Origin of the sequence: Saccharothrix sp. NPDC042600 (genome assembly GCF_040647305.1) — a bacterium.
GTDB lineage: Bacteria > Actinomycetota > Actinomycetes > Mycobacteriales > Pseudonocardiaceae > Actinosynnema > Actinosynnema mutabilis.
In genome coordinates this window covers 1-22,531 of record NZ_JBEZBW010000098.1, presented here as the reverse complement: position 1 = coordinate 22,531, position 22,531 = coordinate 1, and the positions used below count along the sequence as shown (strand labels likewise).

23 protein-coding genes and 1 riboswitch are annotated in these 22,531 nt (G+C 73.1%); of the genes, 10 read left to right on the top strand and 13 right to left on the bottom strand.

Going from position 1 to position 22,531, the window contains the following annotated elements:
• Nucleotides 1-38 precede the first annotated feature (38 nt).
• Nucleotides 39-1,187, bottom strand: coding sequence for a glycosyltransferase (locus tag AB0A74_RS35165; RefSeq protein ID WP_358256430.1), 1,149 nt, complete (start codon nucleotides 1,185-1,187; stop codon nucleotides 39-41).
• 77 nt (nucleotides 1,188-1,264) lie between these two features.
• Nucleotides 1,265-1,735 carry a MarR family transcriptional regulator gene (locus AB0A74_RS35160; RefSeq protein ID WP_358256428.1) on the bottom strand — a complete coding sequence of 157 codons (471 nt, stop codon included), beginning with the start codon at nucleotides 1,733-1,735 and terminating at the stop codon, nucleotides 1,265-1,267.
• Between the two features lie 76 nt (nucleotides 1,736-1,811).
• Here AB0A74_RS35160 and AB0A74_RS35155 point away from each other — a divergent pair, with 76 nt between their 5' ends.
• On the top strand, nucleotides 1,812-3,812 hold the full coding sequence (locus AB0A74_RS35155; protein WP_358256427.1) for an MMPL family transporter: 2,001 nt from the start codon (nucleotides 1,812-1,814) through the stop codon (nucleotides 3,810-3,812).
• A gap of 273 nt (nucleotides 3,813-4,085) precedes the next feature.
• A complete protein-coding gene (locus tag AB0A74_RS35150) occupies nucleotides 4,086-4,736 on the top strand; it encodes a transglycosylase family protein (RefSeq protein WP_358256425.1) in 651 nt (216 codons plus the stop codon).
• A 42-nt stretch (nucleotides 4,737-4,778) separates the two neighbouring features.
• Here the strand turns inward: AB0A74_RS35150 and AB0A74_RS35145 are convergent, their stop codons facing one another.
• Nucleotides 4,779-5,561, bottom strand: a complete 783-nt coding sequence (locus AB0A74_RS35145) for an AraC family transcriptional regulator (protein WP_358256423.1) — start codon at nucleotides 5,559-5,561, stop codon at nucleotides 4,779-4,781.
• A gap of 68 nt (nucleotides 5,562-5,629) precedes the next feature.
• Here AB0A74_RS35145 and AB0A74_RS35140 point away from each other — a divergent pair, with 68 nt between their 5' ends.
• Nucleotides 5,630-6,049: a DUF2000 domain-containing protein gene (locus AB0A74_RS35140; RefSeq protein ID WP_358256421.1), complete on the top strand. Its 420-nt coding sequence runs from the start codon at nucleotides 5,630-5,632 to the stop codon at nucleotides 6,047-6,049.
• Here the strand turns inward: AB0A74_RS35140 and AB0A74_RS35135 are convergent.
• Entirely contained in the window at nucleotides 6,046-6,693 is a 648-nt protein-coding gene (locus tag AB0A74_RS35135; RefSeq protein ID WP_358256419.1) for a hypothetical protein, read from the bottom strand. The two genes, AB0A74_RS35140 and AB0A74_RS35135, sit on opposite strands and share 4 nt — an antisense overlap.
• Before the next feature lie 217 nt (nucleotides 6,694-6,910).
• Between AB0A74_RS35135 and AB0A74_RS35130 the strand changes: the two genes are divergently transcribed.
• Nucleotides 6,911-7,951: a VanZ family protein gene (locus tag AB0A74_RS35130; RefSeq protein ID WP_358256417.1), complete on the top strand. Its 1,041-nt coding sequence runs from the start codon at nucleotides 6,911-6,913 to the stop codon at nucleotides 7,949-7,951.
• A gap of 56 nt (nucleotides 7,952-8,007) precedes the next feature.
• Here AB0A74_RS35130 and AB0A74_RS35125 read toward each other — a convergent pair whose 3' ends face one another.
• Nucleotides 8,008-9,183, bottom strand: coding sequence for an FAD-dependent monooxygenase (locus AB0A74_RS35125; protein WP_358256415.1), 1,176 nt, complete (start codon nucleotides 9,181-9,183; stop codon nucleotides 8,008-8,010).
• Nucleotides 9,180-9,782 carry a PadR family transcriptional regulator gene (locus AB0A74_RS35120; RefSeq protein WP_358256413.1) on the bottom strand — a complete coding sequence of 201 codons (603 nt, stop codon included), beginning with the start codon at nucleotides 9,780-9,782 and terminating at the stop codon, nucleotides 9,180-9,182. The genes AB0A74_RS35125 and AB0A74_RS35120 overlap by 4 nt, the downstream gene beginning before the upstream one ends.
• Before the next feature lie 178 nt (nucleotides 9,783-9,960).
• On the opposite strand from AB0A74_RS35120, the gene AB0A74_RS35115 reads away from it, so the two are divergent.
• Together AB0A74_RS35115 and AB0A74_RS35110 are read left to right on the top strand one after the other, a co-directional pair.
• Nucleotides 9,961-10,584: a class I SAM-dependent methyltransferase gene (locus tag AB0A74_RS35115; protein ID WP_358256411.1), complete on the top strand. Its 624-nt coding sequence runs from the start codon at nucleotides 9,961-9,963 to the stop codon at nucleotides 10,582-10,584.
• Between the two features lie 169 nt (nucleotides 10,585-10,753).
• A complete protein-coding gene (locus AB0A74_RS35110) occupies nucleotides 10,754-12,268 on the top strand; it encodes an acyl-CoA carboxylase subunit beta (RefSeq protein WP_358256443.1) in 1,515 nt (504 codons plus the stop codon).
• Nucleotides 12,269-12,278: 10 nt separating this feature from the next.
• Here the strand turns inward: AB0A74_RS35110 and AB0A74_RS35105 are convergent, their stop codons facing one another.
• The 3 genes from AB0A74_RS35105 to AB0A74_RS35095 all read right to left on the bottom strand — a co-directional run bounded on the left by AB0A74_RS35105 (nucleotide 12,279) and on the right by AB0A74_RS35095 (nucleotide 15,047).
• Nucleotides 12,279-13,424, bottom strand: a complete 1,146-nt coding sequence (locus AB0A74_RS35105) for an MFS transporter (protein WP_358256410.1) — start codon at nucleotides 13,422-13,424, stop codon at nucleotides 12,279-12,281.
• A 138-nt stretch (nucleotides 13,425-13,562) separates the two neighbouring features.
• Nucleotides 13,563-14,222 carry a hypothetical protein gene (locus tag AB0A74_RS35100; protein ID WP_358256408.1) on the bottom strand — a complete coding sequence of 220 codons (660 nt, stop codon included), beginning with the start codon at nucleotides 14,220-14,222 and terminating at the stop codon, nucleotides 13,563-13,565.
• Nucleotides 14,223-14,234: 12 nt separating this feature from the next.
• Complete coding sequence (locus AB0A74_RS35095) at nucleotides 14,235-15,047, bottom strand: hypothetical protein (RefSeq protein WP_358256406.1); 813 nt, start codon at nucleotides 15,045-15,047, stop codon at nucleotides 14,235-14,237.
• A gap of 126 nt (nucleotides 15,048-15,173) precedes the next feature.
• A riboswitch (ZMP/ZTP riboswitch) is annotated at nucleotides 15,174-15,261 on the top strand.
• 17 nt (nucleotides 15,262-15,278) lie between these two features.
• On the opposite strand from AB0A74_RS35095, the gene glyA reads away from it, so the two are divergent.
• Nucleotides 15,279-16,544 (top strand): serine hydroxymethyltransferase, encoded by a 1,266-nt coding sequence (gene glyA / locus AB0A74_RS35090; protein WP_358256404.1) that lies wholly within the window; start codon nucleotides 15,279-15,281, stop codon nucleotides 16,542-16,544.
• Here glyA and AB0A74_RS35085 read toward each other — a convergent pair.
• Genes AB0A74_RS35085 through AB0A74_RS35075 form a run of 3 tightly spaced genes read right to left on the bottom strand, consistent with a single transcriptional unit; the run spans nucleotide 16,541 to nucleotide 18,919 of the window.
• Nucleotides 16,541-17,326, bottom strand: coding sequence for a Clp protease N-terminal domain-containing protein (locus tag AB0A74_RS35085; RefSeq protein WP_358256402.1), 786 nt, complete (start codon nucleotides 17,324-17,326; stop codon nucleotides 16,541-16,543). The genes glyA and AB0A74_RS35085 overlap by 4 nt on opposite strands.
• 30 nt (nucleotides 17,327-17,356) lie before the next feature.
• The gene (gene pip / locus AB0A74_RS35080; RefSeq protein ID WP_358256400.1) at nucleotides 17,357-18,274 is read right to left on the bottom strand and encodes a prolyl aminopeptidase; all 918 of its coding nucleotides are present in this window, start codon (nucleotides 18,272-18,274) and stop codon (nucleotides 17,357-17,359) included.
• A gap of 36 nt (nucleotides 18,275-18,310) precedes the next feature.
• A complete protein-coding gene (locus tag AB0A74_RS35075; RefSeq protein WP_358256398.1) occupies nucleotides 18,311-18,919 on the bottom strand; it encodes an NAD(P)-binding domain-containing protein in 609 nt (202 codons plus the stop codon).
• Nucleotides 18,920-19,001: 82 nt separating this feature from the next.
• Here AB0A74_RS35075 and AB0A74_RS35070 point away from each other — a divergent pair, with 82 nt between their 5' ends.
• Nucleotides 19,002-19,325: a helix-turn-helix domain-containing protein gene (locus tag AB0A74_RS35070; protein WP_358256396.1), complete on the top strand. Its 324-nt coding sequence runs from the start codon at nucleotides 19,002-19,004 to the stop codon at nucleotides 19,323-19,325.
• 260 nt (nucleotides 19,326-19,585) lie between these two features.
• Here AB0A74_RS35070 and AB0A74_RS35065 read toward each other — a convergent pair whose 3' ends face one another.
• Nucleotides 19,586-19,858, bottom strand: a complete 273-nt coding sequence (locus AB0A74_RS35065; RefSeq protein ID WP_358256394.1) for a glycoside hydrolase family 13 — start codon at nucleotides 19,856-19,858, stop codon at nucleotides 19,586-19,588.
• A 350-nt stretch (nucleotides 19,859-20,208) separates the two neighbouring features.
• Here AB0A74_RS35065 and AB0A74_RS35060 point away from each other — a divergent pair, with 350 nt between their 5' ends.
• Entirely contained in the window at nucleotides 20,209-20,805 is a 597-nt protein-coding gene (locus tag AB0A74_RS35060; protein WP_358256392.1) for a TetR family transcriptional regulator, read from the top strand.
• Between the two features lie 27 nt (nucleotides 20,806-20,832).
• Entirely contained in the window at nucleotides 20,833-22,389 is a 1,557-nt protein-coding gene (locus tag AB0A74_RS35055; protein WP_358256390.1) for an MDR family MFS transporter, read from the top strand.
• Nucleotides 22,390-22,531 lie beyond the last annotated feature (142 nt).

Below are 22,531 nucleotides of genomic sequence, written 5' to 3'. Positions count from 1 at the left end.
GGCGAAGACGAAACACCCCAAGAGCCGCGTGGTCCGGCTCAACGCACCCGGTCGGAAAGCGACGCCGCCACCTCCGCCGGCGACGGCATCGCCGCGACCTCGGCGGCGATCGCCCGCCCGGCCTCCCGGACGGCCGGGTCGGACAGCAGCGCACGGGCGTGCTCGGTCACCGCCTCGGCGGTCACGGCGTCGCCGAGCAGCTGCGCGCCCAGGCCGTGCCCCGCCACGACCTCGGCGTTGCTGAACTGGTCCGCGCCCTGCGGCAGCACCAACTGCGGCACGCCGTGGGCGAAGGAGCCCAGCGTCGTGCCGCTGCCGCCGTGGTGCACCACGAGGTCCGTGTGCGGCAACAGCTCCGCCTGCGGTACCCACGGCAGCACGGTCACGTGGTCCGGCACGTCGCCCAGCGCCGACACCTCGACCGTCGGCCCGGCCGCGACGAGCACCCGCGTGCCCTCCAGCGCCGCCAGGCCCGCGATCGCGGCGCGCAGGACCTCCGCGTGGCCGAACGCCGTGCCCAGCGTCAGGTACACCAACGGCCGCTCGTGCGCCACGACCCAGTCCGGCAGCTCACCGGGTTCCGCGAACGGCACCGGCCGCAGCGGGATCGTGTCGTGCGCCGCGAGGAACGCCTTGTCCTGCACCGACGGCGGGCAGATGTCGAGGTACGGGTTGCCCAGCAGCATGGGGTTGTCGGCCGGGACCTCGACGCCCAGCTCGCCGGCGAACCCGTGCAGCGAGTCGAGCACGAACGGCAGCTCGTCGGAGTCCCACATCCGCCCGAAGCCGTGGCAGACCGCCGGGACGCCCGCGGTCCGGGCCGCCAGCCCCGCGCCGGGGTTGGCCAGCTCGTGCACGACGAGGTCGGGCCGCCACCGCTCGACGAACGGCGCGAGGTCGGCGTGGAACCGGCGCGGCAGCGTGGAGCCGAACACCTCGGCGATGAGCCGGGGTGCGGCCTGGGCGGCTTCCTGCGGCGACCCGTGCTGCGCCAGCACCTCGCCGAACGCCTCCCGCATTTCCATGCCGGCGGCGAAGTGCTCCAGGCCCAGCCGCGTGATCGTGTCGGCGAAGGCCGCGGTGGTGGCGAAGGTGACGTCGTGGCCGTGCTCGCGCGCCGCGACCGCCAGCGGTAGTAAGGGATAGGTGTGACCGTGCGAGCCGAGGCTCGAAAAGAGGATCTTCACCGGTTCGATCGTAACCACTTTTTCCCCGCCCGGTGAATTCTCCGGGTGAGGTCACCGCCACACCTCGTGACGGTGGCTCAGCGGTCGGTGGGGGAGCCGGCGATGTCCGCGCGCACGGCCACCGTCGCGTCGATGCTCGCGGTCAGGAAGCGGGCGATGGTGGCCTTCTCCTCGTCGCTGAACGACTCCCACGCCGCCGTGTACGCGCCGCTGAGCGGGGCGAAGAAGCGGCGGCCCAGGTCCAGGGCCTTGTCGTTGACCCGCAGTTCGACCTTGCGCCGGTCGGTGGTGCTGCGGGCGCGCTGGACGTGGCCGGAGGACTCCAGGCGGTCCAGGACGGAGGTGGTCGCGGACGCGCTCAGGTGCATGGCCTCGGCCAGCCTGCTCGGCGACAGCGGGGTGCCGCGCCGGTCGGCGTCCATGACCAGCACCAGCGCGTTCATGTCGGTGCGGTGCAGGCCGTGCCACTCGCCGAACAGTCCGACGAAGTGGTCCGACTCGACGACGAGCTGCCTGAGGAGCCGTACCAGGGTCGTGTTGTCGGCCATCCGCCCTCCGGTTACTATTTCGACCATCGAACTATCCGACGATCGAATCACAAGTACTGCCGGAGGTCATTCTCCCGTGCGCGCCCGTTGGGTCGTCCCCGCCCTGATCGCCGTCGCCTGGCTCGCCCTGGGCGGGTTCTCCGGCCCGTTCACCGGCAAGTTGAGCGAGGTCGCGGTCAACGACAGCACCGCGTTCCTGCCCGCCTCCGCGGAGGCCACCGAAGTCGCCGAGCAGGTCAAGCGGTTCGGCGACCAGACGAGCCTGCCCGCCATTGTGGTGGCCGAACGCCCGTCCGGCATGACGGAGGCCGACCGCGCCTACCTGGGCGGCATCGCCTACCCGGGCAAGGCGTCACCGGTCCTCCCCTCCCGCCAGGACGACCAGGCCGCCCAGGTCGTGGTCGCGATCGACGCCGCCGAGCCGGCCGACGCCGTCGCGGACCTGCGGGCCGCGCTGGCCGACCCGCCCGACGGGCTGACCGTCCTGCTCACCGGCCCGGCCGCGCAGATCGCCGACCTCAAGGAGGCCTTCGGCGGCATCGACGGGTTGCTGCTGCTGGTCGCCGGGGCCGTCGTCGCGGCGATCCTCGTGCTGGTCTACCGGAGCCCGCTGCTGCCGCTGGTCGTGCTGGTGTCCGGCGTGATGGCGCTCGGCGTCGCGAGCCTGGCCGTGTACCTGTTGGCCGACAACGACGTCCTCGACCTCAACGGCCAGAGCCAGGGCATCCTGTTCATCCTGGTGTTCGGCGCGGCCACGGACTACGCGTTGCTGCTGGTCTCCCGCTACCGCGAGGAGCTGCGCGACACCGAGGACCGGTTCGCGGCCATGCGGACGGCGTGGCGGGCGACGATCGAGCCGATCGCGGCCTCCGCGGGCACCGTCGTGCTCGGCGTGCTGTGCCTGCTGTTCAGCGACCTCAACTCCAACAAGGGGTTGGGGCCGGTGGCGGCCATCGGCATCGGCGCGGCGCTGCTGGCGTCGGTGACGTTCCTGCCCGCGGTGCTGGTGCTGCTGGGCCGCGCGGCGTTCTGGCCGCGCCGCCCGGTGCTGGGCTCGCCGCACCCCGAGGCGGGCGGGGTGTGGGCGCGGGTGGCGCGCCTGGTCGGCGCCCGGCCGCGGGTGACGTGGGTGGTCACCACGCTGGTCCTGCTGGCCGGGGTGGCGTTCGTGCCGCAGCTCAAGGCGTCCGGCACGGCGCAGTCGGACGTGTTCCTCACCGACGTGGAGTCCGTGGCGGGCCAGGAGGTGCTGTCGCGGCACTTCCCGGGCGGCAGCGGGTCGCCCGCGATCGTGGTGGCCAAGGCCGATTCCGCCGCCGAGGTCGCCGCCGCGGCGAAGGTGGCCGGTGTGTCCACTGTGGAGCGTCGGGGTGAGGCCGACGGGCTGGTGCGGCTGGACGTGGTGTTGAAGGACCCCGCCGACTCCGAGGCGGCGCTGGAAACCGTGCAACGGTTGCGCACGGCCGTGCGGGAGGTGCCGTCCGCCGAGGCGAAGGTCGGTGGGCCGACCGCGACCCAGCTCGACACCCGGGACACGTCCGAGCGGGACCGGCTGGTCATCATCCCGATCGTGCTGCTGGTGATCTTCCTGGTGTTGGCGCTGCTGCTGCGGTCGTTGTTGGCGCCGTTGCTGCTCATCGCCACCGTCGTGCTGTCCTTCGGCGCGACGATGGGCGTGTCGGCGTTGGTGTTCAACGGTTTGTTCGACTTCCCCGGCGCGGACCCGGTGGTGCCGTTGTTCGGGTTCGTCTTCCTGGTGGCGCTGGGCATCGACTACAACATCTTCCTGATGACCCGGGTGCGCGAGGAGACGCGGGCGCTGGGATCCGCGCGGGAGGGCGTGTTGCGCGGGCTGACCATCACCGGCGGGGTGATCACCTCGGCGGGTGTCGTGCTGGCGGCGACGTTCGCGGCGCTGGCGGTGCTGCCGATCCTGTTCCTGGCCCAGATCGCGTTCATCGTGGCGTTCGGGGTGTTGCTGGACACGATCATCGTGCGGTCGCTGCTGGTGCCGGCGCTCGCGGTGGACCTCGGCGCGCGGATCTGGTGGCCGTCACGCATTTCCCGACCGGATTAACGCGTTACCGCTGGAGATCACCGTTTCGAGTGGACTTGACGCGTGGTGAGGCTTGTGACGCCGGTCTCGCCGAGCCGTTCCGGCCGCCTGTTCCTATGGTCCGCTCGTGACCGGTCCGAGACCGGGCACGGGTACGACCGGGCGGCCGGGCGCCACGCTCCGTCCACCGCGCCACCCGGAGACGAGTTCCCTCACGGAAGGTCGAGCCGTGGGACGGAGGGTCGGGCGTCCTCTGTGGACGCGCCGGTGCGGCGCAGCGGTGCGGCGACGTTCATGTCTGATCACGCGAGCACTTACGGGAGCGGCACGACCCACCACTTCGGCCGGGCAGCGCTGCTGACCGCCGCCACCGCCTGCCTGATCGGGCTGGGCGGCGGCGTCGCGGCGGCGAACCCCGGTCTGGACTGGGACGCCGTGGCGCGCTGCGAGTCCGGCGGCAACTGGTCGATCAACACCGGCAACGGGTACTACGGCGGTCTCCAGTTCACCCCGGGCACGTGGGCGGCCAACGGCGGCACCGGCATGCCGCACAACGCCACTCGTGAAGAGCAGATCCGCGTCGCGGAGAACGTCCTCCGCACCCAGGGGGCGGGCGCGTGGCCCACCTGCGCCGGCCGCCGGTCCGCCCCGGTCCGCACGACACCACCGCGGACCGGCAACCGCCAGGGCGCCGTCCGCACCGTGCCCGCCGCACCCGCGGCGCCGGCCCGACCACCGTCCACGGACAACCCCGCGGGCGACTACACGATCAAGGCGGGCGACACGCTCGCGGCGATCGCCGAGCGCGAGGGCGTCAAGGGGGGTTGGGAGGCGCTGGTGGCGCTCAACCCGAGCCACCTGACCAACCCGGACCTCATCATGCCGGGCCACCGCATCAAGACCCGGCAGGCGGAAGCCGCGACCCGCAACCTGCGCGTCCGCTGATCCGGCGCGGGCCGCTCGGGACCCCTCCCGGGCGGCCCGCGCTCAGCGGGCGAACCGGCCCGGCGGGACGCCGACCAGGCGCTTGAAGTGGCGGGTCAGGTGCGGTTGGTCGTAGAAGCCCGCCGCCGTGGCCGCCTCCGCCGCCGGCACGCCCGCCAGGAGCAGGCGGCGCGCCAAGTCCACCCGGCGGCCGGTCAGGTACCGGTGCGGCGCGATCCCGTACTCGCGGCTGAACGTCCGGACCAGGTGGGCCGGGTTCGCGCCGAGCACCGCGGCGGCGGTGGCCAACGGCAGTCCTGGTCGGACGTTCGCGTCGAGCAGCTCGCGCAGGCGCCTGGCCAGCGGGCGGTCGCGGCGGGTGACGGGCTCGGTCCGGCTCAGGTGGTGGGCCAGGCGGGTCGTGATCAGGCTCAGGCGGGACTCGGCCTCCAGCGGCTCGGTCCGGCGGGTCAGGGTGTCGTGCAGCTGGTGGACGCGGTGGCGCAGGAGGGGGTCGGGCAGGGCCGGGTGGTCCGCGGCCCGGCCGGCCAGGGCCACGTCCAGGACCGTGGTGTCGAGGTAGAGCACCCGCTTGCGGAAGCCGTGCGGGGTCGCCGACCGGCCGTCGTGGGGTACGTGCGGCGGGAGCAGGGTCACCAGGGGGCGGATCGCGCCGTGCTCCTGGCGGTCCAGGGCGAAGCGGACCGCGCCGTCGTCGATCAGGAGCAGCGTCCACGCGTCGTGGGTGTGCATGGGGTACGCGTGGTCGAGGAAGTGGGCGTGGAAGACCTCGGCCAGGCCCGCCACGGGTGGCCGCCACGCCGTGACCTCCGGGTTCGCCGACACGGCCCCCACCGTACGCGGGTCAAGGACGTACAAGACCGGGCGGCGGGCCGCGGGCGAGGCTCGGCGGCGTGGAAGCTCCCCGGTTCGACACCAAGATCGCCGTCCTGCTGCGCGACGACCTCCAGCCGTGGCAGGCCCTGAACGTCTGCGCCTTCCTGTCCGGCGCGCTCGCCGCCGCCCGGCCCGACCTGATCGGCGAGCCCTACGCCGACGCCGACGGCACCCCCTACCTCGCGATGTTCGGCCAGCCGGTGCTGGTCTTCGCGGGCGGCAAGGAAGTCCTGACCGCCGCCCACGCGCGGGCGGTGGGGCGGGAGCTGCCGGTCGCCGTGTTCACCTCGGACCTGTTCGGCACCGGCAACGACCGGGACAACCGGGCGGCGGTCCGGGCCGTGCCGCGCGACCAGTTGGACCTGGTGGGCCTGGCCGTGCACGCGGGGCGGAACGTGGTCGACAAGGTGCTCAAGGGCGCGCGGATGCACCCCTAGCGCGCGGCGGGCAGGCGGGTCAGGACCAGTTGGGCGAGGAACTGGGTGCTCGCGCACGCGTTGGCGGTCGGGTTCCCGGGGCGGAACATGAGGGTCAGCACGGCGCGCTTGTCGGTCTCGTCCACGGGCTTGCGCAGCGCGGCGCGGAGCAGGCACTGCCCGTCCCACCCGCGGCGGCGGGCGGGGTGGCCCGCGATCACGCCCTGTTCCGAGCCGAGCCACGAGTCCGTGCCGCCGACCTGCACGATCAGCGTGTCGACGGGTCCGCCCCGCTCGTCCAGGGTGTCGCCGACCTGCCAGACGCACCGCTGCCCCGGCTGCGACTCGACGGTCCGCGCGTAGGGCGTGCTGGTGGTGGTGACGATCTCCGGCTCGGTGAGCAGCGCGCACACGTCGCCGTCGGTGAAGTCGCGGGGCGACTCGGGGGCGAGGTCGGGGAGGTTCACCTCGGTGCGTTGGGGTAGCGGCAGTTCCGTCCACCCGGCTCGCACGGTGGGGGAGGGCGGTGGCGGTGCGGGCGGGGCGGTGGTGCAGGCGGTGAGGGCGAGGACCGCAGCCGTCAGCGTCACCACCCCCTGCCGGGTTCGCGTGCCGGCGGCGGGTCGCGGGAGGGCGGGTAAGTCGGTGTCGCTGCGGCGCATCACGCGCGGATGGTAGGACAGCGCGCGGCTCGCGGGAGGCGGTTCGCCCGGTCGTGGCGGGCGGTTGTTTCCGGTTGCGGGGGTCGTGGGGCTGTGGTGACGTTCGGGCGCGTGGCGCGTGGCGCGTGGCGCGTGGCGCGTGGCGCGTGGCGCGTGGCGCGTGGCGCGTGGCGCGTGGCGCGCGGCGCGAGGCGCGAGGCGCGAGGCGGGAGGGTGCGGCTTGTCGGTCAGGGTCAGCGAGTCGATCATCGCGGTTCTGCTGTTCGCCCTGGTCGTGCCCCTGGTCGCGTTGCCCTGGGTCGCCTGGCAGTACCGGCGCGTCGGCCGCCTGCGCGGCTGGTCGGCGTTCGTGGCCGCCGCCGGGATCCTCTACGGCTGCGGCCTGGTCGCGTTCACGTTGTTCCCGCTGCCCACCGTGACCCCGGACTTCTGCGGCGACCGCGCCCTCCACGACTACTGGCAGACCACGCCGTTCGAATCCCTGGACGACATCGCCCGCGACGGCCGCGCCGCCCTCGCCCAGGTGCTGCTCAACGTCGTCCTCTTCGTGCCCCTCGGCTTCCTCCTGCGCTACCGCTTCGCCCGGGGCCTCGCCGCCGCCACCCTGATCGGCCTGGCCACCTCCCTGGCCGTCGAGACCGTCCAGGGCACGGCCGTCCTGGGCCTCTACCCGTGCCCCTACCGCCTGGCCGACGTGGACGACCTGATGACCAACACCGCCGGCACCGTCGTCGGCTGGCTGGTCGCCCACGCGGTCCACCGGGCCCTGCCGAGGGCCGTGCCCGACCCCGTGCCCGACCTCGACCCGCCCGGCCTGGCCCGGCGCGGGTGCGCGTTCGCCGGCGACCTGCTCGTCATCTGGCTGGTGCAGGGCGCGATCCGGGTCACGGTCGGGCTGGCGGGCTCGTTGGACGTCGCCACGAGCCGATGGTTCGGCATGGTGGTGGTCGTGTTCGTGGTGGGCGTGTGCACGCTCGCCGTCCCGCTCGCCCGCGCCGACCGCGCGACCCCGGGCCAGATCGCCTTCCACCTGGCCGTGGAGGGCGACCGCACGGCCGTCCTGCGGCGGTTCGCGGTGTGGTGGCTGCCGGTGCTGGTGCTCCTGGCGTTCGACCGCGCTGACCTCGTCGTCCTCCTGGCCGCCGTCGTCGGGGTCGCCGCCCGGCTGCGGCACGACCGGCGCAGCCTCGTCGGCCTCGCCTCCCGCACCCGCACGACCACGCGCAGCGCTCACACCAGCACCGACAGGGTGACCGCGTAACCGGACGCCACGCCACCCGCGCATGACCCGGTACCCGCGCGTCGCCCGCGCACTTCCTATGCGGTCGTCAGCGGCTCGTCCCACTCGATCCGGTGATCGAACTGCCAGGTGAACCTGGACGGCTTCGCGAACTTCACCGCCACCGGCATGATCAGGTCGCGCAGCACCCGCGCCACCGGCCCGGCCGCCTTGTCCTGGTTGGTCCGGGCGGCCATGGCGATGATGCGTTCCACGCGGTCCCGCCGCAGCCGCTCGTAGGCCGCGAACGCCTCCGGGTGTGGCAGGTCGCGCAGGCACCGCGCCAGTTCCACGGCGCTCTCGAACGCCAGCGACGCCCCCTGCCCGGAACTGGGGGACGTGGCGTGCGCCGCGTCGCCGATCAGCACCATCCGGCCCCGGCTCCACGTCGGCACGGACCGGATGTCCTCCAACGGCCCGGTGATCACCAGGTCCTCCGGCGCGGTCCGCGCCAGCATCGGCAGCGCCGGCACCCGGTCGTCGGCGAAGACCTCCCGGAACCGCCGCAGCCACTCGGCGGCGCCCACCGCGCGGGCCTCGGCGACCGTCATGGGCGTCCTGCTCGGCAGGTTCACGAACCACCCGCCGGACGAGTCGTCCATGACCTGGTAGCCGAAGAACGCCCGCTTCCCGAACGCCAGGTACATCCGCCCGTCGGTGGACGGCAGCCCGGTGTCGGCCACCCGCGCCCCGAACCCGAGCAGCCCGACGTAGCGGGGGCGCGGCGCGGCCGGGTCGATCACCCCGCGCACGGTGGACCGGATGCCGTCCGCGCCGACCAGCAGGTCACCGCGCGCCGTCGACCCGTCCGCGAACCGCGCCACCACCCCGTCGTCGGAGGAGGACGCGTCCACCAGCCGCTTGCCCAGCACGAACTCCACGCCGCGCGCCAGCGCCTCCTCGCGCAGCACCCGGTACAGCTCCTCGCGCCACACCATGAGCTGCGGCGGGTCGCTGGCGAACGCGCCCAGGACCTTGCCCGTCCAGCTCTGCATGGCCATGGACGTGATGGGCGTGCCGATCGCCCGCACCGCGTCGTCCAGCCCGACCACGCTCAACGCCTGCAACCCGTTGGGCGCGATGCCCAGGCCGCCGCCGACCCCCTCCGCTGTGCGCGGGTACGCCTCGTGGACGGTCGCCTCGAAGCCCGCCCGCCGCAGCGCCAACGCGGCCACCGGGCCGCCGATGCCGCCGCCCACCACCAGCACGTTCATGTCCCCTCCAGGTTCTGGTGGAAACCGGCCCACGCGGGTCCCCAGCCGGTCTCCGGGTCCTCGATCCGGTCGATGAAGCCCTCGACGAACGCCACCTCGGCGTCCAGCAGGGCGATCCGGTACTCCTCCTCGACCAGGAAGAGCGGGTGCACGCCGGCGGCCCCGTCGACCAGCGCGCGGATCTCCGCCCGCTGCTCGGCCAGCCGCGCGAGCCGGTCGCGCAGCAGCGGCACGACCTCGTCCGGCGGCAGCGCCCCGATCAGCGACAGGGCGGCGACGAAGTGCGGGTACTCGTGCCGCGGCTCGGCCACCAGGTCCCGCATCCAGTCGCGCAGCTCGGCCCGCCCCTCGGGGGTCAGCGCGTAGACGGTGCGCTCGGGGCGCTGGCCGTCCCGGACGGTCTCCCGCGGGGCGATGAACCCGGCCTTCTCCAGCTGCCCGACGACCATGTAGAGCGAGCCGTGGGTGAACTTGATGCTGCGGTCGTCCCCGTGCTCGCGCAGCATGCGGCTCAGCTCGTAGGGGTGCGCGGGCTGCCTGACCAGGTAGCTCAGCACCGCCAGGGCCAGCAGGTTGCCGACCTTGCGCTTGCTCGCCATCCGTCCTCCTGTAGTCAGGACCAACTATCCAGCTTCGACTAGTTAGTGTCAACTATTCATCGTGGCGCGAGGTTCGGCGGTCTCGTTTGGCCGGTCGGGCGGAAATCCGCGCGCGCCCTTGCCGCCGTTCGGACCGGTCGCCCAAGCTGCGGTCCCCGGCGACGAAAGCGAGACGCCCGTGCAGCGGACCAGCGCGCTCGAACAGCTCCTGTGGGACGTCTACGGCCACGTGCGCGACGGGGGCGCGCCGATCACCGAGGGGTTCGCGAGCCTGGCCGAGGTCGAGTACCTGGCCGATCTCGCCCGCACCGCCGGCGCGCGGACCGTCGCCGAGATCGGGTTCAACATCGGGTTCTCCGCGATCGCGTTCCTGGAGAGCTCGCCGGAGGCGCGGGTGGTGTCCTTCGAGCTGGACCAGCGGCGGTCGGTCGCGCTGGCCAAGGAGTTCGTGGACGTCCGCTACCCCGGGCGGCACGAGCTGGTCGTCGGCGACTCGACCGCCACCGTGCCCGCGTACGGCGGGGCGCGGCCGGACCTGGTGTTCGTCGACGGCGGGCACACCTTCGAGATCGCCTACGCCGACCTGGTCAACGCCCGCCGCCTGGCCCGGCCGGGCGCGCTGGTCGTGGTGGACGACGTGATCCCCTGGTACCCGTGGGGCGTCGGCCCGCACCGCGCGTGGACGGCGGCGGTCGAGGAGGGCCTGGTCGAACCGGTCGAGCTGCACGTGGACGGTCGCCGCGTGGAGGTCGTGGCCGAACCGGGCGACCGGGCGTGGGCGACCGGGCGGTTCACCCGGTAGGCCGGGGTCGGCACGGGTCCCCGGCCGCCCGGAGTGGGGGTGGGTAGGGGTTTTCCCGCTCCGCGGACGCGATGCAGGGTGGAGTGGCCCGCGGAGCGAAAGGCGTCGAATGAGCATCTCCGAAATGGACTTCCGGCCCGCCGTCCGGCCGACCCCGCCGCCGCGGTCGATGCGGTCGCTGCGGGACCGGCGCGACGAGCTGACCTCCCGCGTGGCGCTGGGCAACCAGGACTCCGTGCGGCGCCGGCGCAAGCTCGGCAAGCGGACCGCGCGCGAACGGCTGGAGCTGCTGCTGGACGAGGGGTCGTTCGTCGAGGTCGAGATGTTCCGGCGGGGCACCACGGGCGCGCACACCGACGGTGTCGTGGCGGGGTCCGGCACGGTCGACGGGCGGCGAATCTTCGTCTACGCGCAGGACTTCACCATCTCGGGCGGTTCGCTGGGCGCGGCGCACGCGGAGAAGATCCACAAGGTCATGGACCTGGCGCTGGCCACCGGCTCACCGATCGTCTCGGTCAACGACAGCGGCGGCGCGCGCATCCAGGAAGGCGTCCTGGCGCTGCACGGCTACGGCGGGATCTTCCGCCGGCAGGTCGAGGCGTCCGGGATCGTGCCGCAGATCGCCGTCGTGCTGGGGCCGTGCGCGGGCGGTGCGGCGTACTCGCCGGCGTTGGCGGACTTCACGTTCATGGTGCGCGACACCGCGCAGATGTACCTGACCGGACCGGACGTGGTGGCCGCCGTGAGCGGTGAGCGCGTGACGCACAACCAGCTCGGCGGCGCGGACGTGCACGGGTCGTTGTCCGGGGTGGCGTCCTTCGTGCACGACGACGAGGAGAGCTGCCTGGCCGACGTCCGCTACCTGCTGTCCCTGTTGCCCGCCAACAACATGGAGCCGCCGCCCGCGTTCGGTGTCTCCTCCGGTGACGACCTGCGGCCGGCGTTGCCGGACCTGGTCCCGGTCGAGCCGAACCAGCCCTACGACATCCGGGGCGTGGTCGCGGAGGTCGTGGACGACGGGGAGTTCCTGGAGGTCCACGAGGGGTGGGCGGGCAACGTCGTGTGCGCGCTGGCGCGGATGGGCGGCGAGGTCGTCGGCGTGGTCGGCAACCAGCCGCTGGTGCTGGCCGGGGTGCTGGACACGGCGGCGTCGCAGAAGGCGGCCCGGTTCGTGCGGTTCTGCGACGCGTTCAACATCCCGTTGGTGACGCTGGTGGACGTCCCGGGGTTCCTGCCAGGGACGGACCAGGAGTACGGCGGGGCGATCCGGCACGGCGCGAAGTTGTTGTACGCGTACTGCGAGGCGTCCGTGCCGCGCGTGCAGGTCATCCTCCGCAAGGCCTACGGCGGCGCGTACATCGTGATGGACTCGCGGTCGATCGGCTGCGACCTGTCGCTGGCCTGGCCCACCAACGAGATCGCGGTGATGGGGGCGGAGGCGGCGGTGAACGTCGTCCACCGCAAGGAGTTGGCCGCTTCCGCAGACCCGGACGCGTTGCGGGCCGCGTTGATGGTGGAGTACGCGGAGGAGTTGGTGCACCCGTACTACGCGGCCGAACGCGGCCTGGTGGACGACGTGATCGACCCGGCCCAGACGCGGGCCGCCGTGCTGCGCGGCTTGGCCATGCTGCGCGACAAACGCCGCCGCACACCCGCGCGCAAGCACGGCAACGTGCCCCTGTGAACCGCGCTGCTCACCGACGAGCTGTCTTCTTGATCGCCACCACGGCCAGCGCCGCGACCCCACCACCGAGCAGCATCACGACGGACGGCGAGGCGTGGTCGAGCACTGCTCCGCCGGCCAGCGCGCCGACCCCGATGGTGGCTTGGAAGGACGCGGTGAACAGGACGGAAGCGGCTTCGGGCGCGTCCGGGACCGCTGTGGTGAACAGCGCCTGCGAGCACACGGGCACCGCTCCGTAGGCCAAGCCCCAGACGACGAGCAGCACCACCGCTCCCGCGTCCCACCGACCCAGGAAGGGCAGCAGCGCGGTGGCGGCGGCGAGCAGGCCGGCGGCCGGGCCGAACCCGTGCCTGCCGACGAGGAAGTTGCCGACCACGCCGGCCGTGCCGTAGAGCAGCAGCACCGCGGTGACCGCCGTCCCGCTCAGACCGGTGACCTGCTCCAGGAACGGCCTCACGTACGTGTAGGCGCCGAAGTGGGCCAGCACCACCAGGAAGGTCACCAGCAACGCCGCGCGGGTGCCGCGGGTGCGCAAGGACGTCCGGAGCACACGCAGGTCCGTGGCCCGGACCGGCGGCAGCGGCGGCAGCACCACCGGCAACGCGACCAGGACGACGGCCGACAACACCGCCACGACCGCGAACGCGACCCGCCACCCGGCCAACTCGCCGAGCAGCGTGCCCGCGGGCACCCCGAGCACCGAACCCAGCGGCACGGCGGAGAAGACGACCGCGGTGGCCCGGGGACCGGACCCGGGCACCAGCCGAGCCCCCAGCCCGGCCCCGATGGACCAGAACCCGCCGATGACCACCCCGACGACCACCCGCGCGACCAGCAGCACCCGGTAGTCGGGGGCCAGCGCCGTGACGACGTTGGCCAGGGTGAGCAGGGCCGTGAAGGCGCACAACATGATCCGCCGGTCGACGCGCGCGGTGACGACGGTGACCACGGGCGCGGCCACGGCGGCGAGGAAGCCGGGCATGGTCATCAGCAGCCCCGCGGTGCCGTCCGAGACCGCGAAGCTGCCCCCGATCAAGGTCAGCAGACCGATCGGCAGGATCTCGGTGGTGACGATGGCGAAGATCCCCGTGGCGACGGAAACGACCGCGCACCAACGCTTCCACTGACCGACAGGGGTTGTGCTCGGGACCGGCATGGCCCCGAGTCCACCAGCCGGGCGGCCCGGGTGCCGGCAGGAAGCCGACAAGGCGGACCACCGTCCCCGGCGGACCGGCGGCCCGTGCCCGCCGCGGGTGGACGAGCCGGGGGTGGCCCGGCTCGTCCACGCCGTCGCCTAGAACGGCTGGTTCGCGAAGCCCTTGCGGGCGGCGGCGGAGAGGAAGGCTTGCCAGACCGACGTGGTCGTGTGCGGGTCGCCCGTGATGCCCAGGCGGGACTTGGCGGTGTTGAAGGCGTTCTGGGTGTTGGTGCCCCAGATGCCGTCCACCACCAGGCCCGAGCTCATGAAGTTGTTGCACAGCGCCTGCACGAACTTGGTGTCCGACTCCGAGCTCTTCACGCAGCGCACCGGCAGGCCGCCGAAGTCGGAGTGGATGTGGTCGGCGTGGTCGGCGTTGTACCAGCCGTCCAGGGCGTAGCGGAACCGCCTGCGGCACACCGCGTCCACCGCCAGGTAACGCCGGCGGGTGGCCAGCGTGGTGGACGAGTGGTGGTGGTCCAGCGGGGACGAGACCTGGCCGCCCGACCACCGCACGTAGTCCAGGTCCATGGCCGTGCCCGCGCCGTGCTGGCCCGGCTTGTTCACGTAGAACCCGGCCGACACCAGGTAGGTGATGCTGCCGTAGGCCGAGGACAGCGACCGCAGGTCGCGGATCCACAGCACCAGGCTGTCGTAGAACCCCTGCGTGGCCTGCCAGTTGCGCAACGTCGTGTTGCCGCGGTCGGAGCGCCAGTAGTAGACCGGGGTGCCGTCGATCCGGCTGAACGTGATCACCAGTGGGCTCCCTCAGATCGCGGTGGTCAGGAGTCGGCCGCCGGACAGCCACGCGGAGCGCGTGCCGGTCACGCCGAGGGCCTTGGCGTCGGCGGGCACCGCCGCCGGGGACGGGGACCCGCCGACCACGCCGGTCAGCGGCGTGGAACCGGCGATCTCGTTGCCGAACCACCGCACGACACCGGAGGTGGCCACCAGGCCGCGCACGGCGACGCCCTCGACCCGCGGCAGCTCGCTCCACGCCACCCCGTCGGCCGAGGTGTGCACGCGGGTGCCGGCGGAGTCCACCGACGCGCACACGAACCCGCCGGGCGTCGTGGCGAGCGCGGAGGCGAGCAGGCCGTCGGCCAGGCCGCGCACCGGCGTGGTGGTCCAGCCCGAAGCCGTGCGCCGAACGGCCACCCGGACCTCGGCGGCGCGCTCGTGGCGCACCACCGACCCGAGCGCCAGGGTCCCGGTCACGGCGGTGAACTCCGACCGCGTCCCGTGCAGGCGGCGGGCTTCGTGCCAGGTCACGCCGTCGGTGGAGGTCCACAGCGCGGCGACCGGGTCACCGGCCAGCGACCCGGCGGCGACCAGCCGCGTGCCGTCGTCGGACAGGTCCACCAGGTCGGCGTTGTCCAGGCCGGTGGTGGTGCGCACCGAACCGTTGTCGCCGAGCAGGGCCCAGCGGCCGTCGATGCGTGCGAGGGTCACGGGCGTTCCGCCCAGCGAGGCGGCCCCGGTGGCGTGCGCCGGCGGGGCGGCGGCGTGGGCGGTCCCGACGGACGTGGCGGCCACGGCCGTCACGGCGGCGCCGAGCACGAACGTGCGTCGATCGAGCACGTCAGCTCCTTTCGGAGGGGCAGGGAAAAACTCTGACGTGGTACGTTTTCTGTTAGAACATTTCCGACGCAGTATGTAATCACGCCTACACGCCCGGCAATACCCCTAACAGGCGGCGCTAGGATGAACAGCGTTCGCGACTGGCGTGCCGAGGGTGGGATCGACCACCGGGGAGCGAAGAGCCGAGAGAGCACCGCGCGCCTGGGTGCCCGGCAGTCGCTGGAGGCTGTCGTGCACGAACCCGCCATCCCCGCGCTGACCCAGGCCGACCCCGAGGTCGCCCGCCTGGTGCAGGCCGAGGCGCGTCGCCAGTTCGAGAAGATCCGGCTGATCGCGTCGGAGAACTACGTGTCCCGGGCGGTCCTGGAGGCCACCGGGACGGTGCTGACCAACAAGTACTCCGAGGGCTACGCCGGCCGGCGCTACTACGAGGGCCAGCAGGTCGTGGACCCGGTGGAGACGCTGGCCGTCGAGCGCGCCAAGGCGGTCTTCGGCGTCGAGCACGCCAACGTCCAGCCCTACTCCGGCTCGCCCGCGAACCTGGCCGTCTACCTGGCGTTCCTGGAGCCCGGCGACACCGTGATGGGCCTGGCGCTGCCGTCCGGCGGGCACCTGACCCACGGCTGGGGCGTGTCCGCGACCGGCAAGTGGTTCCGCAGCGTGCAGTACGGCGTGCGCAAGGAGACGGGCCGGGTGGACTTGGACGAGGCCCGCGACCTGGCGCGCAGGGAGCGCCCGAAGGTGATCTTCTGCGGCGGCACGGCCATCCCGCGCACCATCGACTTCCCGGCGTTCGCGGAGATCGCCCGCGAGGTGGGCGCGGTGCTGGTCGCCGACATCGCGCACATCGCGGGCCTGATCGCCGGCGGCGCCCACCCGTCACCGGTCGGCCACGCCCAGGTGATCACGACGACCACGCACAAGACCCTGCGCGGTCCGCGCGGCGCGATGGTCCTGTCCGACGCCGAGCACGCCAAGGCCGTGAACAAGGCCGTGTTCCCCGGCCTGCAGGGCGGTCCGCACAACCACACGACCGCGGCGATCGCGGTGGCGCTGGGGGAGGCGGCGACGCCCGAGTTCGGCACGTACGCGCACAACGTCGTCGCCAACGCCAAGGCGCTGGCGTCGGCCCTGCTCCAGCGCGGGTTCGACCTGGTCTCCGGCGGCACGGACAACCACCTGGTCCTGGTGGACCTGACCAACCGGGCCATCGGCGGCAAGCCGGCGGCCAAGGCGTTGGACCGGGCGGGCATCGAGGCCAACTACAACACCGTGCCGTTCGACCCGCGCAAGCCGTTCGACCCGTCGGGCGTGCGGCTGGGCACCGCCGCGATCACCACCCGCGGGCTGGGGCCGGACCACATGCCGCAGGTCGCGGCGTGGATCGACGCGGCCGTGCGGGCGGCGGGCGACGAGGCGACGCTGGACCGGATCGCCGCCGAGGTGGCCGAGTTGATGGCGGCCCACCCGATGCCGGGCTGGTCGCCGGCGGTCTAGAGCGCCTCCACCAGGCGTTGGACGTCCCGGCGGAACGACTCGTGGCGCAGTTCGAGCACCTGGCGGAACGTGGGCAGGTTCAACGGTTCCACGTCCGGCATCGGGGCGTCGTCCACCAGCACCGGCACGACGCGGACGTAGTGGCGCAGCGCCGAGTCGAACTCGGCCGGCATCGGCGCCCGTAACGTCCACTGTGGACTGACGAGGACGAGCAGGTGGTCGGCCTGGTGCACCGCGCCGACCACCTCGACGTCGTGCTCCGCCAGGTGGTCGGTCAGGCGTCCGGCCAGGTGCAGGTCCTCGGGCCGCGCGTAGCTGAGGTAGACGGCGGGCCGGGTGCGGGGCGGGAGGACCAGGCCGTGCAGCGCGGCCTGGAGGCGGCCGCGCAGGTCCTCCACCGGGACGCGGGCGCGGGACAGCAGTGCGACCGCGCCGCAGTCCGGTTGGTCGAGCAGGGCGATCAGCAGGTGTTCGGTGCCGGTCCGGCGGCGGCCGAGGGCGACGGCGTGCCGCCCGGCCCGCTCCACCGCGCGGTCGGCCCGTTCGGTGAAGGGCGGGTCGCCCGGGGTCGGCTCCCCGCCCCGGCCGGCCGCCGCCACCAGGTGGTCGACGCAGGACGAGGTGGTCAGGCCGGCGGAGGTCAGGACGTGGGCGGCCAGGCCCAGGTCCTCCTCCACCAGCCCGACCAGCAGGTGCTCGGTGCCGACGCGGCGGTGGCGCAGCTGTGCGGCCAGAGCGCGCGCCAGGTCGACGGCTCGGCGCGTGTGGTCGTCCAGCTTCACGGGCACCTCCGGCCGGGAACGGGCCAGGGGTCAGCGGAACCGGTCGGTGGCGGCGACCCTGGCTTCCGCCATGCTGGCACTACCGCCGTGCGCGGTGTCGCGGATCAGGACGAGTTCCGCGTCCGGCCACGCCCGGGTGAGCAGCCACGGCGTGCCGACCAGGTTGCCCAGGTCCAGTTCGCCCTGCACGAGCACGCCCGGGATGCCGGCCAGGCGGTCGGCGTTGGCCAGCACGTACCCGTCGGGGAGGAACGAGCCGTTCGACCAGTAGTGCGTGACCAGGCGCGCGAACGCGAGCCGGTACTCCGGCGGGTCCATGCGCGGGTCGTTGGGCGTCAACGGGAGCATCGCGTCCTCCCACGCGCACCACTCGTCGGCGGCCTGTTGCTGCACCGCCGGGTCGTGCAGGAGCTTCGCGTAGGCGGCGCACAGGTCGTCCGGGTCGCCGGCGAAGGCGCGGAAGCGGGCGTGGGCCTGCGGGAACATCGCCCCCAGTCCGGTCACCAGCAGGTCCACCTCCTCCTGCCGGCCGGTCGCCACGCCCGCCATCACGATCTCGGACACCCGCTCCGGGTGGCGGACCGCGTAGGTCAGGCCGAGCACCGAACCCCAGGACGCGCCGAACAGCAGCCACCGGTCGACGCCGAGGAACGCGCGCAGCCGTTCCATGTCCGCGATCAGGTGGTCGGTGGTGTTGGCGGACAGGTCGGCCGCCGGCGCGCCCGCGTGCGGCGTGGACCGCCCGCAGCCGCGCTGGTCGAACAGGACCACCCGATAGGCGGCCGGGTCGAAGTAGCGCCGGGCGTTGGTCGTGCACCCGGACCCGGGGCCGCCGTGCAGCACGACGGCGGGCTTGCCGTCGGGGTTGCCGCACACCTCCCAGTACACGCGGTGTCCGTCGCCGACGTCGAGCATGCCGTGGTCGTAGGGCTCGATCTCCGGGTACACGCCAACCCCCTCACTAGATACAACAGTGCTGTTACATTAGCCCACGCTCGCCTCCGCGGTCGGGAACATCCCCCGCACGTCCTGCCCGGCGCCGACCCAGACGCCGATGGCGAACGCGGCCGTGGCCTCCAGCAGCGCGGCGCGGTCCAGCCCGCCGCCGTCCACCGGGACGCACCCGGTGTCGCGCACGAGTTCCCGCACGACCTCCAGCGCTCGCGGGTCGTCCCCGCAGACCGGCACGCCCAACGGGCGGCCTTCGTAGACCGGCGACGGGTCGGCCCACACGCTCACGTGGCACAGGTTGAAGGCCTTGACCACGTCCCCGCCGCACGCCTCCGCCAGCCGCGCGGCCCCGAACGAGTCGAGCAGGAACCCGTCGGCGATCGAGTTCGTGCAATCGATGACCACCTTGCCGCGCGCGTCCCCGACCGCCTCGGCCGCCGCGCGCGCCGGCACCGCCACCAGCACGACGTCCCCGAACGCCACGGCCTCGCGCAGTTCCCCGGCCCGCGCCCCGATGTCCTCGGCCAACGCCGCCGCCTTCCGCCGCGACCGCCCGCCGACCAACACGTCGTGCCCGCGAGCCGCCCACTTCCCACCCAGCGCCCGCGCCATGCCGCCGGTGCCCAACACGCCGATCTTCATCCGTTCCTCCCGCCTAGGCTTCCGCGGTGAAAACGCTAGAAAGCCCGACGGGCACCGAACGGTGCCCACGCATGGGGGGACGATGACCCGCTTCCTCGCCGACTGCCAGGCCAGGTTGGCGTTCGACCTGATGGCGAACACGTGGCACCCGGTGGTGGTGTTCGCGCTGCGCGACGGGGCGCGGCGGCCCGCGGAGCTGCGGCGGATCATCGGGGGGATCCGGCCGAAGGTGCTGACGGAGTCGTTGCGGCGGTTGGAGGCGTACGGGTTGGTGGCGCGGGAGGTCGGGACGGACCGCGTGGAGTACTCGCTGACGGCGCTGGGGGAGAGCCTGCTGGGCCCGATCGACGCGCTGGGCCGCTGGGCCCTGGACCACGGCCACGAGGTCGCCCTGCCCGACGACTGACCGAACCGGCCGAGCGGATCGAGCGCTCCGGCCGGCGCTCGCCCACCGGGTCCGGGGTGTCCGCGTGGGTGCTCGCCGGCCGGGTTCGGGTTGTCCGCGTGGGGCTCGCCCGGCGGGTTCGCGTTGCCCGCGTGGGCGCTAGCCGGCCGGTTCGGGGTCGCCCGAGTGGCGTTCGTCCGCCGATCCCTCTTCCGTTCCGCTCGGCGGCGGCCCGCTCGTGTCGTTCCGGTGTGTCGTGCCGCTCGTGTCGTTCCGGTCGGTCAGATGGTGATGGCGCTGTCGCCGTCGAGGCGCTGGGCGTGGTCGTCGTCGAACCAGTGGCCGTCGGGGCCCAGGTAGCGGAAGCGGTGGGTGCCCGGCGGCAGGATCACCGTCACCGTGCGCGTGCCGTCGCGGCGGGGGACCAGTTCGTGGATGCCGGGTGTCCAATCGTTGAACGATCCCACGACGCTGACCGGGCCGTCGGGGTCGTCCACCGGGAGCGAGAAGGTCACCCGGCGTTTCGGTCCGAACAAGTGCGTGCTGCGGAGCATCGTCCTCCCTCGCGGGTCGATCTTGCCGAGCCTGGCGGCACTCTAGCGTTCCGGCGTGACGCCGGTGTTTCAAGTGGACGGTCACACGGACGAGTGGCCTACGATCGGGCGAATAGGGGACGAAGACGCCCTCTGCCACGCCTGCGGCGTCGTTGGATCTTCTGCTGGCCTGATCCGAGCCGCACGAAGGTCTGCGCCTCAAGGGGAACGGCGTCGCGGTTCAGCCTGCGGTCCTCCAGGCCTGCTCGCGCACGGCGGTAGGCGGCCGACGTGGCCCGCGAGAGCGGGATCACAAAGGTGCACGTGCTGCAAACTTGCAGTGTGTGCAGCTTCCTTCGTACTCTGTTCGAGTGAAGAGCGAGCCGGGCCTGCGGGACCGCAAGAAGCGGCAGACCCGGGACGCGCTCTGCCGGGTCGCCGTCACGCTCGCCGCCGAGCGCGGGTTCGAGCACGTGACCGTCGAGGACATCAGCGCCGGGGCCGGTGTCTCGCCGCGCACGTTCTTCAACTACTTCGCCGGCAAGGAAGAAGCTGTCGTCGGGCCCGACCCCGAGGCGGCGGCGCGGATCCGGGACCGGGTCGTCGCGCACCCGCCGCACGACAGCGCCGTCGAGGCGGTCAAGGCCGCGTTGCTCGCCGAGGTCGCCGAGAACCTCGCCGGCGACCGCGACCTGTGGCTGATGCGCATGCGGGTCGTGCAGCAGAACCCCGTCCTGCTCGCGCGGGCCTTCGCCGGTGGTGAGGACGTCGAGCGGCGGTTGGCCGACGGGATCGCCGAGCGGGTCGGGGTGGCGTCGGACGCGCTCTACCCGGCGTTGCTCGCCGCCGCCGCGGGGGCCGCGTTCCGGGTCGCGGTCACCCGTTGGTCCACAGTGGACGAACCGCTGGAAGGCGTGCTCGCCGAAGCCCTGGACCTGCTCGCCGCCGGGCTGGCCGACCCGCCATGAACCTAGAGAATCCGAAGAGGGGGAAAGATGTCCGCTGAGACGACCGAAGCAGTCGGGAGTGCGGGGGACACGAAGCGCAAGGACGTCGTGCAGGCCATGTCCGGCCTCATGCTCGGCATGTTCATGGCCATCCTGGCGTCCACCATCGTGTCCAACGCGCTGCCGCGCATCATCGCCGACCTGCACGGGTCGCAGTCCGTCTACACCTGGGTCGTCACCACCGAACTCCTGGCGATGACCGCGACCGTCCCGCTGTGGGGCAAGCTCGCCGACCTCTACAGCCGCAAGCTGCTCATCCAGTTGTCCCTGGGCATGTTCGTGGTCGGCTCGCTGATCGCGGGCTTCTCGCCCAACGTCGAGGTGCTCATCGCGAGCCGCGTCGTGCAGGGCCTGGGCGCGGGTGGCATGACGGCGCTGGCGACCATCGTGATGGCGGCCATGATCCCGCCGCGCGACATGGGCAAGTACGCGGGCCTGTTCGGCGCGGTGTTCGGTGTCGGCACCGTCGCCGGGCCGCTGATCGGCGGCGTCATGGTGGACACGTCGTGGCTGGGCTGGCGCTGGTGCTTCTTCATCGGCGTGCCGTTCACCCTGGCGTCGATCTTCCTGCTCCAGCGCACCCTGCACCTGCCGGTGGTCCGCCAGGAGGTCAGGATCGACTGGGCGGGCGCGGCGCTGATCGTGTCCGGTGTCTCGACGCTGCTGGTGTGGACGACGCTGGCGGGCAACCAGTTCGAGTGGCTGTCCGGCTGGTCCGCGCTGATGGTGGTCGGCGGCCTGGTGCTGCTGGCGCTGGCGGTGTGGGTGGAGTCGCGGGCGGCGGACCCGATCGTGCCGATGTCGATCTTCGCCAACCGCACGGTCGCGCTGACCACCCTGGCCAGCGCGCTGGTCGGCGTGGCGATGTTCGGCGGCACGGTGTTCCTGTCGCAGTACTTCCAGATCGGCCTGGGCAAGACGCCCACGCAGGCCGGCCTGATGAGCCTGCCGCTGATCTTCGGCCTGCTGGTGTCCTCGACCGTCGCCGGCGGCCTGATCACCAAGTGGGGCCGGTGGAAGGCGTTCCTGGTGGCGGGCGGTGTGGTCATGGTCGGCGGCATGCTGCTGCTGGCCACCATCGACGCGCGGACCAGCGTGTTCATGGTGTCGGTGCACATGGCCGTGCTCGGTGTCGGCGTCGGCATGCTGATGCAGAACCTGGTGCTGGTCGCGCAGAACGACGTGCCGGCCAAGGACCTGGGCGCGACCACGTCCACCCTGACGTTCTTCCGCTCGCTGGGCGGCGCGATCGGCGTCAGCGTGCTGGGCGCGGTGCTGGCCAACCGGGTGACCACCCTGTCGGCGGAGAAGTTCGGGCCGATCCCGGGCGGGGCGTCCAACGAGGTGCCCGACCTGTCCAAGCTGCCCGCCGAGGCGCTGGCGATCGTCCAGGACATCTACGCCACCGCGACCGCCGAGCTGTTCCTCATCGGCGCGCCGATCGCGGTGCTGGCCCTGCTGGCGGTGCTGTTCATCAAGGAGAAGCCGCTGAAGACCCAGAGCGGCGACGAGCGGCTCGCGGCGGAGCTGGCCGCCGGCCACTGACCGGGCCGCCGGCCACCGGGTGGGTTGCCGGCCACCGGGTGGGTTGCCGGCCACCGGGTGGGTTGCCGGCCACCGGGCGGGTGGCCGGCACCGAGTCGGCCGCCGGCACCGAGTCGGCCGCCGGCACCGAGTCGGCCGCCGG

Excerpts from the sequence above, each read along its gene's own strand:
- AB0A74_RS35120 (WP_358256413.1), bottom strand. The coding sequence starts at position 9,782 with ATGGCGAGCAAGCGCAAGGTCGGCAACCTGCTGGCCCTGGCGGTGCTG.
- AB0A74_RS35160 (WP_358256428.1), bottom strand. The coding sequence starts at position 1,735 with ATGGCCGACAACACGACCCTGGTACGGCTCCTCAGGCAGCTCGTCGTC.
- AB0A74_RS35055 (WP_358256390.1), top strand. The coding sequence starts at position 20,833 with ATGTCCGCTGAGACGACCGAAGCAGTCGGGAGTGCGGGGGACACGAAG.
- AB0A74_RS35150 (WP_358256425.1), top strand. The coding sequence starts at position 4,086 with ATGTCTGATCACGCGAGCACTTACGGGAGCGGCACGACCCACCACTTC.
- AB0A74_RS35105 (WP_358256410.1), bottom strand. The coding sequence starts at position 13,424 with ATGCCGGTCCCGAGCACAACCCCTGTCGGTCAGTGGAAGCGTTGGTGC.
- AB0A74_RS35070 (WP_358256396.1), top strand. The coding sequence starts at position 19,002 with ATGACCCGCTTCCTCGCCGACTGCCAGGCCAGGTTGGCGTTCGACCTG.
- AB0A74_RS35065 (WP_358256394.1), bottom strand. The coding sequence starts at position 19,858 with ATGCTCCGCAGCACGCACTTGTTCGGACCGAAACGCCGGGTGACCTTC.
- AB0A74_RS35110 (WP_358256443.1), top strand. The coding sequence starts at position 10,754 with ATGCGGTCGCTGCGGGACCGGCGCGACGAGCTGACCTCCCGCGTGGCG.
- AB0A74_RS35075 (WP_358256398.1), bottom strand. The coding sequence starts at position 18,919 with ATGAAGATCGGCGTGTTGGGCACCGGCGGCATGGCGCGGGCGCTGGGT.
- AB0A74_RS35125 (WP_358256415.1), bottom strand. The coding sequence starts at position 9,183 with ATGAACGTGCTGGTGGTGGGCGGCGGCATCGGCGGCCCGGTGGCCGCG.